This is a genomic window from Ensifer sp., assembly GCF_035999185.1.
Lineage (GTDB): Bacteria > Pseudomonadota > Alphaproteobacteria > Rhizobiales > Rhizobiaceae > Ensifer.
In genome coordinates, this window is record NZ_DASYHB010000205.1 from 71,114 (window position 1) to 87,180 (window position 16,067).

Here is a 16,067-nt window from a genome sequence, read left to right on the forward strand (position 1 = left end):
GTTTGCGTTGAAGGCTCAGGCGGTCAGCGCCTGGAAATGGGCAAGCATGCGGTCGACATCCGGTTCGCGGCCGGTGAAAAGCTGGAAGGCGCCCACGGCCTGGAACACGGCCATGCCACCCCCGTCGAGCGTCCGACAGCCGCGCGCACGCGCTGTCTTCAAGAGCTCGGTTTCGAGCGGGAAATAGACGATCTCGGCCACCCAGTGGCGGGCTTGCAGCAGGTTGATCGGCAGGGGCAGCCCTGGATATTTCGCCATGCCTGTCGGTGTCGCGTGGATCAGTCCGACGGCGTCACGCATCGCGGCCTCAAGGTCAACGCCGGCGCGAATGTCGGCCTTCGGGAAGAGGGCAGACAGGGATGCGGCGAGCCCGTCGGCCCGCTCTTGTTCCCTGTCGAAGACGGTTAAGGTTTGAAGGCCAAGCGACAGGATCGCATAGGCGGTCGCCACACCCGCGCCACCGGCGCCGAGTTGAACAGCGCAGCCGAGATCGGCTCCCGGCAACCCGCGCTGGAAGCTTTCGGCAAAGCCCCACCAGTCGGTGTTGTGGCCGAGACGCTGGCCGTTGCGCAGGACAACGGTGTTGACCGCGCCAAGTGCGCGCGCTTCGGGCGAGAGCGCGTCAAGATAGGGCAGGATGTCCTGCTTGCAGGGGTGGGTGATGTTGAGGCCGCAAAGCCCACGGGCTTCGGCGTCGGCTAGCAGGTCAGGCAGATCGGCGCTGGTCTTGCCGATTTCGTTGAGGTCGATCAGTTCGTAGTCGTAGGAAAGCCCTTGCGCGGCACCTTCGCGCATGTGCATTGCCGGCGTGAGCGAGGCCTTGATCCCGGCGCCGATCAGGCCGGCCCTTACCGGTTTGAGCAATGTCTCGGTCATGGTCTCAGCCCTTGTCGATGCGTGAGAAAGCCGCCCGCGCGTTTTTGGCGGGCGGCAGCGCTCGTCAGTTGCCGCGGACGGCATTCAATTCCTTGAAAAGGGAATTGACGGTGTCGGATCCGATCTCGGCGGTGAACTTCTCGATCATCGGCTTGACGGCCTCGCGGAACTTCTGGGTCTCCTCGGCCGAAAGCTCGTCAACCTGCATGCCGGTCGCCTTGATTTCGTCGATCGCCTTCTTGTCGAGCTCGCGCGACACCTGGCGCTGGTAGTCGCGTGCCTCGGTCGCGGCCGCCTGCAGCACGGCCTTTTCCTCGTCGTTCAGGCCGTCCCAGAACTTCTTGCTGATCAGCACGATCTGCGGATTGTACTGGTGCCGGGTCACGGTCATGTACTTCTGCACTTCGTAGAATTTTGCGTTGAGGATGTTGGCAGCCGGGTTTTCCTGGCCATCGACGGTGCCGGTTTCCAACGCCGTGTAGAGCTCGGTATAGGGCAACGGAACGGCGTTGGCGCCGAGCGAATTGAAGAGCTCGATCGGGATCGGCGACTGGATCGTGCGGATCTTCAGGCCCTTGATGGCATCGAGCGACGTGACCGCGTGGCGGTTGTTGGTCAGGTTGCGGAAGCCGAGTTCCCAATAGGCAAGGCCGACGAGCCCGGTATCCGGCAATAGCCCCATCAGGCCGGTGCCGAAGGCGCCGTCCATCACCTTGTCGGCCTCTTCGCCGCTGTTGAAGAGAAACGGCAGGTCGACCGCGCCGAACTGTTTGACGTTGCCGGCAAGGATGCCGGCGTTCAGCACCGTCATCTCGATGACGCCGCCCTGGAGAGCCGAGACCGTCTGGACGTCGCCGCCCAGCACGCCGCCCGGAAAGAGCTTGATCTCGATCTTGCCGCCGCTCTTGTCCTTCACCAGTTCGGCAAACTTCTCCATCCCGGTCACCTGAGGATGACCCTTGTTGTTGGCGGATGCGAACTTCAGCTGATGCTCGCGGATCTCGGCGGCCGCCGGACCGCCCGCCAGCAGCGCCAGCGGTAGGGCGATGCCGAGGGCCATTTTCGTCAGTCTGTTCAACATGTTTTCCTCCCGTTTTGGGCCGGGTCTCCCTCCGGCCGGTTGAATTTTCTTTGCGTTCAAATGCAGCGCGCCTAGCGGCTGAACCAGGAAGCCGGCGTCATGACAAGCTCAGGGAACAGGACGAGAAGCAGCAGCACGATCAGTTCTGCGATCAGGAAAGGCATGACGCCCTTCATCAGGTCTTCCATCTTCAATTTCGACACACCGCAGATGACGTTCAGCACCGTGCCGACCGGCGGCGTGATCAGGCCGATGGAGTTGTTGATGATGAAGAGCACGCCGAAATAGACCGGATCGATGCCCGCCTGCTTGACGATCGGCATCAGGACAGGGGTCATGATCAGGATGGTCGGCGTCATGTCCATTGCCGTGCCGATGACGACCACCAGCACCATGATCGCGAGCAGCAGCAGCGTCTGGTTGTCCATCAGCGGCTCGAGCATCCGCACGAGGTCGCCCGGCACATCGGCCACGGTAATCAGCCAGGCAGACACGGCGGCGCAGGCGACGAGGAACATGACGATCGCAGTAATCTTGGAGGCGGAAACGAAGACGTCGAAGAGTTTCGACGGCGGTAGTTCGCGATAGACCACCATTGAAACGAACAGCGAATAGCCGGCGGCGACGACACCGGCTTCCGTTGGCGTGAAGACGCCGAACTTGAGGCCGACGACGATGATGAGCGGCAGCAGCAGGGCCCAGACACTGTCCACCAGCGCCTTCAGCCGCTCGGCGCGACCTTGCCGCGGCGGCAGCGCAAACTGTTCCTTGCGCGAGACGATCAGCCAGGTGACGCAGAGTGCCGCGGCGATCATCAGGCCTGGAAAAATGCCCGCCAGAAATAGCTTGGTGATCGAGACGCCGCCGGCGACACCGAAGAGGATGAAGCCGATCGAGGGTGGGATGATCGGGCCGATGATCGAGGCCGATGCCAAAAGACCGCCGGCGCGGGCCGGGTCATGCCCCGATTTCAGCATCATCGGCAGCAACAACGCCCCCAGTGCAGCGGCGTCTGCGACTGCAGATCCGGAGAGGCTCGCCAGGACGCAGGCCGCAAAGATCGCGACGAAGCCGAGACCGCCGCGGATATGGCCGACCATGACCATGGCGAGGTTGACGATACGGCGCGAAAGGCCGCCCGTGTTCATCACTTCGCCTGCGAGCATGAAGAAGGGAACGGCCATCAGCGGAAAGCTATCGGCGCCGTTGAGCACGTTCTGTGCCACGATCTGGGCGTCGAACAAACCGAGATACATCATGAGCGCGACGCCGCTGATGATGAGAGCAAAGGCGATCGGGACGCCGAGCGCCATGGGGCCGAGAAGGGCGCCGAGGAAGATGGTAACCGTCATGGCGTCCTCCTCAGCGCTTCGTCGCCGGAGCGACAAGCTGCGGCTCGGCATGGTCGTCGAGAACGGCCAGTTCTTCACTGTCACGCACGAAGCCGGCAGTTCTGATATCGACGCGACCGGTTGCGATTGAGAACATATCGTAGAGGATGATCAGCAGGGCAGGGATGCCGAAGGCAAGGCCGGCGCCATAGAAGAACCCCATAGAAATTCCGGTCGCAGGGGCCGAGACGTTGAGGTTGATCATCGTTTGGGTCCAGCTGCCGCTGATCATCAGCCAGGTGGCCCACAGCATCAGCAGATGGCCTAAAAGCGCGGCGAACCTGGCGCTCCGGGGTGGCAGCCTGCGCAGAAGCGAATCCATGCCCAGATGACCATGCTCGCGCATTGCGACGACCGCGCCGAGAAAGGTCAGCCACACGAAAAAGAGGCGCGACAGCTCCTCCGAAACGGTGATGCCGGTGTTGAAGGCGTAGCGAAGGACGACGTTGCCGAAGACCAGCACGACCATGCCGGCGAGCAGCAGCGCCATCGCCACCTTCAAGATGAGAAAACAGAAATCGACTGCCCTGATCATTTTATCCTCCCGGTCTTCCGCGTGCTGCAGTGCTACCATCAGGACGGCGCACGAGGCTTGCGAAAGACGCGCGCCGCGGCAGCTCCTCCAAGCCTCCGGGACGCATTTCCAAAATGTACTAACTAGTTCGAATGTCAAGCGCCGCTGTCTTGAAAGAACCGGTCAAGCCCAATAAGACTGAGTGGGGGGAGAAGAAGGAACGACCGTCCGAAAGTTGATTCGGAACAAGGTTCTCGTTGACAAACAATGGAGTAGAGGGGTCTCCGCGGGAAATGGCAGCTCGCCCGGAAAATGGCAGGAAGAATGATCCGCAGCGAACGCAGGAAGACATCCTGATCGTCGCAACCGAAGAATTCTCCACCCATGGTCTCGCCGGCGCGCGCGTTGACGCGATCGCTGAGCGGACGCGCACCTCGAAGCGGATGATCTACTACTACTTCGGCAGCAAGGAAGGCCTCTACCTTGCCGTGCTCGAACGGTCCTATCGCAAGATCCGCACGCTCGAAGAGGACCTGCACTTGAGCAATCTGCCGCCGGAGGAAGCTCTTCGGCAGTTGATCGCGACGACCTTCGAACACGACGAAGCCAATCCGGATTTTGTCCGCCTGGTCAGTATCGAAAACATCCACCATGCCGCGCACATGATGCGTTCGGAAGCGATCCGGGACCTCAATGTCTCGGTGATCGAAACGATTGCCGGCATTCTTGATCGTGGTGTCGCGCAAGGCGTGTTCCGTCGGCAGGCCGACCCCATCGACATCCACATGATGATCAGCGCCTTCTGCTTTTTCAGGGTATCCAACCGCTATACCTTCGGCACGATCTTCCGCCGCGATCTCTCGGATGCCGAGACGATGGCGCGTCACAAGGGCATGATCGCCGACGCCGTCATACGCTATTTGATCGCACCCTGACCCTGGCGACGAGATAAACCTGCCCCACCGGCATCGCTTCGCTTGAATGGCGTCCATCACCGCGCCCGGAACTCCAGGTCGCTCAGCCGTCTCGCCCCTGGCACGGCGCCCCTTGCAGCGCGCCGCGGTCTGGCGTATGGAATTGTCGTCGCGAAAAGCGACCGCTTCCCTTGATCCGCTCAGTGGCGGAGTAAACAGGTGGACGAATTGGCGTCCAGGCGGTCGAGCACATGCCATCCGAGCCCATTCGCGCGCGGATCGGCCAGCGTCTCCCAGAACGAATGCAAATTAATCGGCTGATCATCCGACAGCCCTCGATCGCGAGCCATTTTTGGCGCCCGGCGGCGCCCCATGCGCTTGCGTCCACCGGAGCGTGCTATGACCACATCCCTGACGTCCAACAAACCACTTATCGTTATTTTCGCGGCAATCGTCCTTGATGCCGTCGGCATCGGCCTGATCTTTCCCATCCTGCCCTCGCTTCTCAAGGAGGTGAGTCACACGCAGGATGTCGCGCCTTTGATCGGCACGATGACGGCGCTCTATGCCCTCATGCAGTTCATATTCGCACCGGTGCTCGGCGCCCTCAGCGATCGCCTGGGCCGCCGACCGGTCCTGCTCATTTCGCTCGGTGGCGCCGCGATCAACTACCTGTTCCTGGCCTTCGCCTCAAATCTCTGGATGTTGTTCGTCGGTCGCGCGATCGCCGGCTTGACGAGTGCCAACATCTCCGTGGCGACAGCCTATATCACCGACATATCGCCCGCGGACAAACTTGCCCGCCGCTTCGGTCTCTTCAATGCCATGTTCGGTATCGGCTTCATCATTGGCCCAGTTCTCGGCGGCACCCTTGGCGACACTTGGCTGCGGCTGCCCTTCATCGCAGCGGCTGTACTCAACGCCGGTAATCTTCTGCTGGCGTTCTTTGTCCTGCCGGAAGCGCGCAAACCCAGCCGCGCAAAACTCGATCTGGCGGTGCTCAACCCTTTGCAGCCTTTGAAGTGGGCGTTTTCGTCTAAGAGCCTGTTGCCGATCATCATGCTTTTCATCACCTTCAGCGCGACCGGCGAAGCCTATGGTACGTGCTGGGCGCTCTGGGGCAGCGACACGTTTCATTGGAGCGGCTTGTGGATCGGTCTTTCGCTCGGCGCGTTTGGCGTCTGCCAGACCCTCTCCCAGGCATTTCTCCCCGGTCCCGCGGTAAAATGGCTCGGCGAGCGCTGGGCCGTGCTTGCCGGTGTCGCCTGCGCTTGCGTCGGGTTGACCGTCATGGCGTTTGCGACCGACGGCTGGATGGTCTTTGCGATCATGCCGATATTCGCCCTCGGCGGCATCGGTGCTCCGGCCTTGCAATCGCTAGCAACCCGACAGGTGGATGAAAGCCGGCAAGGCCAGTTTCAAGGTGTTCTGGCGTCGGCGGTAAGCCTGGCGTCGATCGTCAGCCCGCTAGCGTTTTCGAGCTTCTATTTTGTCGTGAGACAGGAATGGCCGGGTGCGATCTGGTTGTCGGTCGTCGCGGTCTATCTGCTCGCCGTGCCGCTTGTCATTGGCCTGCGATTTGCGAGCGGCCCCGCAAGCGCCGGGGCTTGAGCGTTAGGCCGCCGGACGAACCCCGCCGCCGGATGCCGCGTGCAGCCAGCCTGAAAGGTCCTGCTTCATCAGTGCGCCCAGCCGTTCCGTCTCCGGTCCGTAAAACTCGATCAGGCGGTTGCGAAGGTCGCTCGGAAGCGGCACGTAGTCCAGTTCTTTGGCGATCATGGAGCGCAGCCCCTTTGCCACGGGGTTGTTGCGGAACGGCGCCACGATGGGTTTCAAAGGGCCGAACAGCCTGCGCAACGTCGGCGGCACGACGGGCACGGTCTTGTCCTTGACCTTGTTGACAACGGGTTTCAGGCCAGAGGGTAGCTTGAGGAAGTCGCTCACCGCATCGAGATGCGACTGGGGATCCTGGCGAATGTGCTCATAGAGGAGGACCTGCAGGTTCTCGGCAGGAAAGAGGTCGAGATAGGTTTCAAGCTGGCGGCAATAGAGGCCGCCCAGGAGAAAACGGCCGCCACCCGCCTGCCGTGGATCGAGGTATCGGGTGATGTCTCTCCCAACTTCGCCCCGGCGATAGAGCATGCAATAGTCGGAATAGGCGCGATCGACCGGGTTTCTAAGCTGCGCGATCAACCGCGCGCGTGGCAACGCCTGCTTGATCCGTGCCGCAGCCTCCGGCTCGTCAAGGTAGGAGTTTGACTTCTCGCCGACGATGGATTGCTCTGGCGTGGGGGTAAACTGCGAAAGATACCAGCTGTCACCTTTTTCGTAGTTCCGGCTGAAGAAATGGAGTTCCGGGTCAGGCATGTAGACGGAAGGGTTCTGTTGCAGCGATTGCTGCAGCCACGTGGTCGCACTCTTGGCGGCGCCGATGATCAGGAAGTCGATATCCGAGAGCTGCATGTCCTTCTCTTTCTTTCCACTGTGGGCAGGAGTGACACGTCAGTGCGCGTGCTGCGCCGCGGTGTCGGCCGGCTTTTGTCCAAGGATGCGCTGGTAGATGCTGACGATGCCGTCGACATGCGGTTTGATGCCGTATGCGGCAAGTGTGGAGACGCGCGCCCGCTCGCTGATGCGATGCCACTCGTTCCGGTCCTTAAGCAGCAGTTCCATCGGCGCGACGAAGGCCTGGGGCTTTTCGGGTTCGACGAGAAATCCGGTGACGTTGTTTTCGATCGCCTCCGGGTTGCCGCCATGGTTCGTCGCGATCACCGGGGTGCCGTACATCATCGCTTCGATCAGCGTCCTTCCGAACGGCTCGCTCATCGCCGGAACGAGAAGAATGTCGACCCCGCACATATAGGGCGCGACCGGATGGCGGAATCCCATCAGATGGATCTTGTCGGCGATCCCGAGCGCACGTGCGTGTTCGGCCGTTTCGAGGTCGAGCCTCGGTCCTGATTGTTCGGGCGTCCCGAAAAGCAGGCCGGCGATCGGGAAGTCGGGATTGCTGCGATGAAAGGCGTCGACCGCCTCGACGAACCGCAGCGGCCTCTTTCGCTCGTTGAGAAGACCGAAGTAGCCGACGAAGCGTGTCTCCTCGGACAAGCCGAGTTCGCGCGCCAGCGCCAGTCTGCACGCCTCACGGTCCGGTAATTGGTCCGGGTGCTTGAACGGGCTGTGCAGCACGGACAGGCGCCCGTCGAGCGGAAGCAGAGGCTTTGCCGGTTGCGCAAATCGGGAGACCGTGACCACGTGCTTGGCCAGAAGCGGGGCGAGCATGTTGACGGCCCTCGCCCTTGGGTCCCCGCGGTGGTGCCACAGGAGTTTCGCGCCGGCCAGATAGGTGGGTAATGCCCACGTTGTGTGGATGGCGCCGTCATTGGTGTGCACGATATCGATGCGATGACGTCGCAGAAGCCTGATGATCTTCAGCATCGAGAGCGGATATCGCAGCGCCGAAAAGGATTGTTTTCCAAGATCGCGCTGCGGCGACAGAATGTCGATGTCCTCGATCGCAACGTACTCGATCTTGTGTTCGTCGAGATATTTGGAGAGGGCCTTGCGGGGGTGATGCACGAAGACAATGGGATTGATGCGGTCCCTGTCAAACGACGAAACGAGGTTGAGCGCCGATATGTGGCTCCCCCCGATATCATCGCCCGAAAATGGAAACCCAACCGTTATTTTTTTTTGAGACACGAAGGGAGGTCCCGAAAGTAAACTAAATATGGCAAAACTATAGCACCGTCTTTTCGTTACTTCGAGAGGCCTCAAGCTCAAGAAATATACCTATTTCGGGTGATGGAAACAAATCGAATTGACGGATTATAACAAAAGTGGAAAGCTTCGGCCGAATTGAGAAAAAAGATATTCTTTTATTGACTGATCTGGCGCGCGTGAATGATCCCGCGCGAATATTGCAAGCTTCTGGAGCGAGGCCTCGCCAAAAGGCTTTGGGAGTGACGTATGCGTGTAAAGAGTTTTATGCTGCGCATTGGGCAGCGCATAACGCAGGCAGCCGAGCCTGCGGGCAATCGGTGTTTCTCTCGATCTGCAAGACGCAGAAACGCTTCATTTCAGGCGGCGTGCGTGCTTGCCTTACTTGCAGCCTTTTGTGGCGCTGTGCCTTTGGCGGCGGAAGAGGAGACAGTCGCGTTTCCCGGTGCCGAGGGCCACGGAAAGATGGCTCAAGGCGGCCGCGGCGGTCGCATTATCCCGGTGACAAGTCTCGACGATGCAGGTCCCGGCACGTTGCGCGAGTGCATCGAGGCGACCGGCCCCAGAAACTGCGTGTTCCGGGTGTCGGGGGTGATCCGCCTCAAGTCCTCGCTTATCATCGGTGAGGAAAATCACTCGGTTTCGATCCTGGGGCAAACGGCGCCGGGCGGCGGGATATTGCTGACCATCGACGAGAAGAACGACGAGTTGCGGCATACGCCGCTGGTCGCCAAGCAGACCTATGATGTCATTGTCCGGCATCTGCGCATTCGACCGCGGCTGCCCAACTCGATCAAGAACGTCCATGCTGCGGTGATTGAGAACAGCAAGCGGGTCTATTTCGATCACACGTCCATGTCGTGGGCGACGGATGAGAATGTCAGCACCTATTCGAACACCACCGACATCACCATCGCGAACTCGATTTTTGCCGAGGGCCTCAACAAGCACAGCAAATGCACGTTGCTCGGTGCTGACCCCAGGCTTCCGCAAAACATCACCTTCTGGCGAAACGCCTGCATCTCCAACAACGACCGGAACCCCGACAACAACCACTACGGTCGGTCCTGCATCGAGATCATAAACAACGTGTTCTTCAACGCGCGATCCGAATGGGGAGAGGTGTTTTCACAATATCCGGGAGGTACGCCGATTTCTTATGTCGGCAATTATTTCAAGGCGGGACCGAGCACGGTCGAGAAGACCTATGCGATCAAATGGCAGAACGTCAAAAGTGCCGGCGAGCCGCAAATCTATGAAAGCGGCAACGAGTTGTGGGCGCCTCCGCCAAAGTCGCTGCAGCTGTTGTCGCCCGGTACGGCGCAGTTCGTCGTGACGCGTCCGCCGTGCCCGCTTGCGGTCGATACGGTCATCGCCGCCGGTGACGCCTATGACCAGGTGCGTAGTCAGTCCGGTGCATTTCCGCGCGACGAGCTCGATGTCCGCTGGATAAAGGACATGGGTGAGCAGGGCGAGCGTGGAGCAGGACGAATGGTGATAGCGCCCGGCGAGATCCCTCGCATCCAGGGAGCCAGTGCCTATATCGACGAAGACGGTGACGGCATGGCCGACAGCGTGGAAGAAAAGTTTGGTGGCGTCGTCGGTTTGAATGATGCCTGGGAACCCGCATCAGTGGGCGGTGGCACGAGGTTCGACCAATTCATGGAGTGGCTGTCGCAGGAACGGGTCGCCGGTCGTTACCCGAACTAGATGGCGATACGACATCCGTCGGCGGTTCGCTGTGTTGAGGTGGCGGCAGGTGAAAAGGCTCTATTGCTCTTGCAGGCTTCGTATAATATAGTTTTCTAAATTTGAATGTTATTTCCTTGTGAACCTTTTATCCGCGCAGCGCTGCCTGTCGCTTCGCAGTGCGCGTGTTCGTTTGTGTCTTGTAATTCTTTGAAGTCAAGTTTTTCTATCAAAAATATACGTTAGGGGTCTCATGCTGACCATTGATCGCAAAGTCGAAACGCCCGCCGGGCGCGGGCAGGCAGCTGCGGTTCAGTATCGAGAGGCGCGAGTGACGCCGCGCGGATATGGCGTCCGCGACCTGTTGGAGCTCTTCCGACGGTATCGACTGACCTTCTTCTCATTGCTCGGAGTGGCGCTGCTGGCCACCCTTCTGGCAGCTGCGCTCCTGCCGCGCGTTTACACCGCGGCCTCCGCAATCGTCTTCGACCGCAACGACGTTCGGCCTTACGAGGCGCAGGTTGAGTTGCGCAAGCTCGAGCGCGATCGGTCGGTGATGGAAACGGAACTGGACGTTATCCGGTCCCGTGTCTTCGTCGGCGTCGTCGTCGATGCCCTCAACCTTGTCAATGATCCGGATTTCAACACCTATCTTCCCAAGGTTCGCAGCGAGCACGAGACGTTCCTGCAGGCGTTTTTTGCCAACATTTACGAGTTCGTTTTCGGTGGACCGGACACCCGCGTCCAGAAGGAACGGCTCATTTCGGAAAACGTCCAGCGCAACCGCGCCATATCGATGCTCTTGAGTTCCTACACGGTCACCCGCACCGGCGAGAGCTTGGCCTTGACGATCCGTGTCGAACAATCAAATCCGCTGAAGGCGGCCACGATTTCCGACGCTATCGCAGAGCAATATCTTGCCTGGACGGCGAAGACGACCGAAGAGGCGACGAACAATACGGTCGCCTACCTGCGCGGTGAAATGGCAAGCAGCGCCACCAGGATCGCCGGCATGGAACGGGATATCGCCGCCTTTGCCCGCGACAGCGACCTTACCTTCGATCCGCAGGATGACGTGCTGCGGGCACGGATGCTGCAGCTGAACGAACAGTATGTGGGCTTGCGTGTCGAGGAGGCAGGGGCTGTTGCAAAATACAACGAGGCCAAGACACTGGTGTCGTCCGATGGCAAGGAGATCGCCGGCAGTGCTCTGACTTCGACGCAGCTTGATCAGTTGCGTGCCGAAGAGGCGCGCCTTGAGCGCACGCGTGCGCAACTCGGCGCCAAGTTCGGCAAGAACCATCCGCTTGTCCTCGATGCGACCACGGAACTGGTCTCCGTGCGCGCCATGATCGGAAACGAGGCGCAGCGCCTTGTGCAGGAACTGGCCAACAACGCCAAGGTTGCGACGGTGCGGGCCGAGAAATTCCAAAGCGAACTGAGCGCGCTGCAGGACAAGGTCCAGGGCCGGAATCTTGCCGAAATTCGCCGGCGGGAACTTGCGCGCGACCTGCAGTCGGAGCAGGCGGTCTACGATCAGATCGTGCTGCGGCTTGGCGCTCTCAATCCTGAGCGCGGTGAGTATAAGCCGACGGCAAGGATCGCGTCCTATGCGGAAGTGCCGACGAAGCCAACATTCCCCAACAACACGCTGGTGATTGTGGCCGGCAGCATCGGGGCGGTCCTTCTGGCGGTGGTCGGCGTCATCATCTCGGACGCGCTGGAAAGCAGGCTGTATCTGCCGCGTGATGCCGAGCACCTGCTCAATCGTCCAAACCTTGCCAGCGTTCCCGATATGCGCAAGCGTTTGCGGAACTCGTCGGCATTTTATCACTACATGCTCAACAATCCGGAATCGCCGGCGGCCACGGCCATGCGGACGCTCTGCATGGCCTGGCTGACGATCGACCACGAGGCGGGCGGCAAGGTGGTGATGCTGTGTTCGCCAGCGCTTGGTGACGGCAAGACGACGGTCGCGCTTGGGATGGCCACGATGGCGAAAATTGACGGATTGCGTCCGATCGTGATCGACCTCGACATGTCCGCGCAAAGTGCGCCGAACATCGCCGGCGCCAACACCAAGGACAGTGCGATTACCGCGCCGCTCGAAGGCAAGATCGATATCAAGAGCCGGATCTGCGCGTCGCCGGCCTATCCCTTCCTCGAGTTTATTTCGGTGCGGCCTGGATTGATGAACCTCGACGTTCTTTGCGCCGAACTGCGTGATAGCTACGACCTTATCATTGTCGATGCGCCTGCGGTTGAAGAGAACGAGGGCGTGATCTGGCTGGCTTCGCACGTCGATTCCGTCATTCTGGTATGCAGCTCCGGCGGCACGACCGACCGCCAACTCGCCAATGTCCAGCAACGACTGTCCTTGAACCACGCCGTCATCCTCGGCAGTGTCATGAACTATTGCGACAGGTCGGAGTAGACGTCGCGGATTTTGCGGCGATCTTGCGCCGGATCGCGGCGCAGGCAACCTTGAATCGCAAGCCTGTTGCGCCACTTGTTCCGGCTATCTGGATCCCCGCTATCTGGTGTCTGTTTGATCCCGTCATTGTTTCACCGAAATAATGACGGGATCAACGCATCAAGACGGTGCAAATGCGGACGCCTGCACACCCGAAACGCCGCGAGCCAGTCGCACTGCCGCCGGCTTCGATGGGACCGAAAAAGCGGTTGCGCATTGGATGAATTCTTGTTTGTTTGCCTGCACTGTTGGCTTCACAACAAGCGTTGCCTTAAGCGCGGCGAACGAGACGACGGCGACACGGACGCTGTTCGCGGTAGCTGAAGTTAGCCGTTGCCCGCCTTCATTGTTTGTCGGCCAGTTTCCGGCGATAGGCCACCGCCATCTGGACGTACCAGACGCCCGACATCACGATATGCGCCACATTTGCACCCACAGCGCCAACGCGTGGGATAAGAAGGACTGCGGTGACGCAGAAAAGAATGCCGCCAAAGAACGCGCTTTGCAGCAGGATCTTTTCGTGGCCCATGGCGAGCAGTGCCGAATAGAGGGTCCGGCCGCACAGGAACATGATGACGGCGACGAATTGTACCATCACCAACGGGGCGGCGGCTTCGAAGCCGGGGCCTGCCGTCACGCGCAGCACCCATTCGATCGTCAGGTGCGCTGTGATCAAGGCGCAGATCCCGAAGACAAACAACAGCCACCCGGTCTGGCTGACCGTTTTTCTGAATTCCGACGTGTCCTGTGTTGCCCAGACGCGAGACAGATCCGGATAGAGCACCGCCTGAACCTGCTCGCCGGCCTGCTGCGCGATCTTGGCCACGCGTTTGGCGATATGGTAGAGGCCCGCTGAACCCGGATCGGCGAGGTAACCGACAAGGAGTGTGTCGAATTCGAATGCGCAGGCCTGAATGATCAGGGCCAGGTTGGTCGAAAGGGAAAAGCTCCAGAAGCCGGGAAAGCGGGAGCGTATGTCGCCGAGCGGCGCCCACATGACACCGCGCAACCCTTGCTTGCGCATCTCTCGAAAAGCCCAGATTGTTCTGTTCAAGCTGCTGCAGATTTGCGAGGCCATCCAGAGCAGCATGAACTCGAACAGCCCCCAGCCAAGATAGACGCCGGCGAGGCATAGAAGTGCCCTCAGAATGCTCGCAGCCACCTGGCCGTAGGCGACGATCTTGAAACGTCCATAAAGGCGCATGACGGCCGTCGGCATGCCGGTCACCTGGAACGGCAGGACCGCACAGTAGATGAGCACAAAGCGGCTCATCTCTTGCGAAATGCCGAAAAGCGGTCCGGCGAGAAGCACGATCGCGACCGCCAGCCCCCATCCGGCGAACGCGGTGGTGAGGTCGATCAACAGGCCGAACTTGAACAGCGCCTTGAGGTCATCCGTATCACCGGCGCTTAAGGCCTTCGCTCCGTATTTGATGAGTGGCTGCCAGGAGCGGAAACTGACGAAACGCTCTATTCCGCGCGTGTAGGCAAAGGACAGTGCCAGGAGGCCGTAGTCGGCCGGACCGAGCGCACGCGCCGTCAGGGCAAAGCCAGCCAGGCCGATGAAGGCGCTTGCGAAGTTGCCGGTCAGTAGGTGGGCTATATTCTTGAGCCGCCCGTGGAGGTCCGTTTCGGCGTGCCAGGCGGAGCGATACTTTCTTGTCTTTTTCAGTAGTGATTCCAATAATATCACAAAATTACATCCTGCTTCGAGGTTGCAATCACATCTGTTTCATGGAAGAATGTCTGATATGTTTCTAAAGTTCTCGCTCGTAAGCGAGGGTTGCTTTCAGTTTCTGAAGAAATTTAATTGACTAACGAGTGCAATTGAAAATTGTATATCGATTTCCGCTTTCCGAAGCATAACATAGTGGTCGAAAGAATTTACAGAGGTTTCTTAAAATAAATTCCGCCGTTGTTCGAGTTTAAATTCCGCTTCTATTGATGCGGTCAATCTCTCGTGAAGTGCGGATTATATTCATTAGAGGGAAGCATGAAGTTTCCAGCTCAACCTATCTTTCGCGCAATCGGCAATGTCGTTCTCGCCGCCATGGCGACGCTGTTGCTGGCTGCAACCGTTCACGCCGCCGGCACAACACCTCAGGCAACGCCCCAGGCGACACCTCAGGCCGTCGCTCAGCCAGCAGCCCAGCCGGTCACTCAACCGGCACCGGCCGCTTACCGGATCTCCGTCGGCGATGTCCTCTCGTTCGATATCCTGGATGACGCCGACCTGCCGGTCTCACTGACGATTGGCACGGACGGAGCTGCGGCCTTCCCCCTGATCGGCGCCGTGAAGGTCGAGGGGCAGACCATACCAGAGGCCGTTGGAGCGTTGCGTGGCGAGTACTTGTCCCGTCAACTTCTGACCGACCCGAAGCTCTCGCTCAGCATTGTCACGGTGCGTCCCGTTCTGATCCTCGGCGAAGTGCGGACCCCAGGGTCGTTTCCCTACTATCCCGGCTTGACGGTCGAGCAGGCTGTCGGCCTTGCAGGCGGGCCGTTGTCGGCCCTGAGCAATCCCGCCGACCGCATCATCGCGCGCGCAAAGCTGCGCGGCACGATCGAGGAAACGGATGTCGAGATTGTGCGCGAAGCGGTCTATACCGCGCGTCTTTACGCGCAGCTGCGCGGCTCCGAAAAGGTCGATCTCAAGGACATACCGCAAAGCGCGAAAAAATACGTGGACGAGACGTCCGTCGATTCCGTCGTCGCGATCGAGGAAAAGATCCTGAAGACGGATTTGCTGTCGACACGGAACCAGATCGAGATCCTGAACCAGAGCATAGTCCAGACGGAGGCGAGCCTTGTCATCCTCGACAAGCTGAAGGCGCAGCAGGAGGAGGTCGTCGCTCTTAACGAACAGGATGTGGAGCGCACGCTGGCGCTGAGAAAGCGAGAGCTGAATACCGAGTCCGAGCTTTCGCGCGTGAAGATGGCGACATCCAGCGAGAAGTCGCGGCTGCTGGAACTCTACGCGGAGATCGGGCGCTCGAGCCGCGAGCTCGCCAACCTGAAACTTCAGCTGGCAACCCTGCAGGCCAATCGGGAAAAGGAGATCCTGACCCTGCTGCAGGAGCGCGAAGCCACGCTGAAGAAGCTGGAAACGGTGCGCGAGACGACGGAAGAGCAGATGATGCTCATGGCCGCAGCCGACAACGAAGCGCGCAAGCCGGATGAGATCTCGTTCCTTTACAAAATCGATCGTGAGGCCGGTCGCGGCGAGGCCAAGGGACGAAAGAGCATCCAGGCCACCAGTCTGACCGAGGTTTTGCCCGGTGACGTCGTCTTTGTTTCGATCGCCGGCCTCTAGGCAGGCGCTGAAGTTTTTGCCGTGCACAAATGGAGAAGTGCGTGAGGGACGAGTTCGCATGTGTGTCGATGTCGGCGGCAGTCGTCGAAATCGATC

The 16,067-nt window shown here is 59.9% G+C and carries 12 protein-coding genes; 5 read left to right on the forward strand and 7 right to left on the reverse strand.

Going from position 1 to position 16,067, the window contains the following annotated elements; all coding sequences use genetic code 11:
* Positions 1–15: 15 nt before the first annotated feature.
* From VGO04_RS27930 to VGO04_RS27945, 4 genes are all read right to left on the reverse strand, one after another.
* Positions 16–876 (reverse strand): shikimate dehydrogenase, encoded by an 861-nt coding sequence (locus tag VGO04_RS27930; RefSeq protein ID WP_327499226.1) that lies wholly within the window; start codon positions 874–876, stop codon positions 16–18.
* A gap of 64 nt (positions 877–940) precedes the next feature.
* On the reverse strand, positions 941–1,957 hold the full coding sequence (locus VGO04_RS27935) for a TRAP transporter substrate-binding protein (RefSeq protein ID WP_327499227.1): 1,017 nt from the start codon (positions 1,955–1,957) through the stop codon (positions 941–943).
* Positions 1,958–2,028: 71 nt separating this feature from the next.
* Complete coding sequence (locus VGO04_RS27940) at positions 2,029–3,309, reverse strand: TRAP transporter large permease subunit (protein ID WP_327499228.1); 1,281 nt, start codon at positions 3,307–3,309, stop codon at positions 2,029–2,031.
* Positions 3,310–3,319: 10 nt separating this feature from the next.
* On the reverse strand, positions 3,320–3,883 hold the full coding sequence (locus tag VGO04_RS27945; RefSeq protein WP_327499229.1) for a TRAP transporter small permease: 564 nt from the start codon (positions 3,881–3,883) through the stop codon (positions 3,320–3,322).
* A gap of 272 nt (positions 3,884–4,155) precedes the next feature.
* On the opposite strand from VGO04_RS27945, the gene VGO04_RS27950 reads away from it, so the two are divergent.
* Both VGO04_RS27950 and VGO04_RS27955 read left to right on the forward strand, forming a co-directional pair.
* Positions 4,156–4,797, forward strand: a complete 642-nt coding sequence (locus VGO04_RS27950; RefSeq protein ID WP_327499230.1) for a TetR/AcrR family transcriptional regulator — start codon at positions 4,156–4,158, stop codon at positions 4,795–4,797.
* Between the two features lie 378 nt (positions 4,798–5,175).
* The gene (locus tag VGO04_RS27955) at positions 5,176–6,387 is read left to right on the forward strand and encodes a TCR/Tet family MFS transporter (protein ID WP_327499231.1); all 1,212 of its coding nucleotides are present in this window, start codon (positions 5,176–5,178) and stop codon (positions 6,385–6,387) included.
* A 3-nt stretch (positions 6,388–6,390) separates the two neighbouring features.
* Here the strand turns inward: VGO04_RS27955 and VGO04_RS27960 are convergent, their stop codons facing one another.
* Positions 6,391–7,239 (reverse strand): sulfotransferase, encoded by an 849-nt coding sequence (locus VGO04_RS27960; protein WP_327499232.1) that lies wholly within the window; start codon positions 7,237–7,239, stop codon positions 6,391–6,393.
* Between the two features lie 39 nt (positions 7,240–7,278).
* Positions 7,279–8,478, reverse strand: a complete 1,200-nt coding sequence (locus VGO04_RS27965; protein WP_327499233.1) for a glycosyltransferase family 4 protein — start codon at positions 8,476–8,478, stop codon at positions 7,279–7,281.
* A 285-nt stretch (positions 8,479–8,763) separates the two neighbouring features.
* Between VGO04_RS27965 and VGO04_RS27970 the strand changes: the two genes are divergently transcribed.
* Together VGO04_RS27970 and VGO04_RS27975 are read left to right on the forward strand one after the other, a co-directional pair.
* Positions 8,764–10,206: a hypothetical protein gene (locus VGO04_RS27970; protein WP_327499234.1), complete on the forward strand. Its 1,443-nt coding sequence runs from the start codon at positions 8,764–8,766 to the stop codon at positions 10,204–10,206.
* A gap of 232 nt (positions 10,207–10,438) precedes the next feature.
* Positions 10,439–12,619, forward strand: coding sequence for a GumC family protein (locus tag VGO04_RS27975; protein ID WP_327499235.1), 2,181 nt, complete (start codon positions 10,439–10,441; stop codon positions 12,617–12,619).
* A gap of 382 nt (positions 12,620–13,001) precedes the next feature.
* Here VGO04_RS27975 and VGO04_RS27980 read toward each other — a convergent pair whose 3' ends face one another.
* On the reverse strand, positions 13,002–14,351 hold the full coding sequence (locus tag VGO04_RS27980; protein WP_327499236.1) for a lipopolysaccharide biosynthesis protein: 1,350 nt from the start codon (positions 14,349–14,351) through the stop codon (positions 13,002–13,004).
* A gap of 300 nt (positions 14,352–14,651) precedes the next feature.
* Here VGO04_RS27980 and VGO04_RS27985 point away from each other — a divergent pair, with 300 nt between their 5' ends.
* Complete coding sequence (locus VGO04_RS27985) at positions 14,652–15,971, forward strand: polysaccharide biosynthesis/export family protein (RefSeq protein ID WP_327499237.1); 1,320 nt, start codon at positions 14,652–14,654, stop codon at positions 15,969–15,971.
* Positions 15,972–16,067 lie beyond the last annotated feature (96 nt).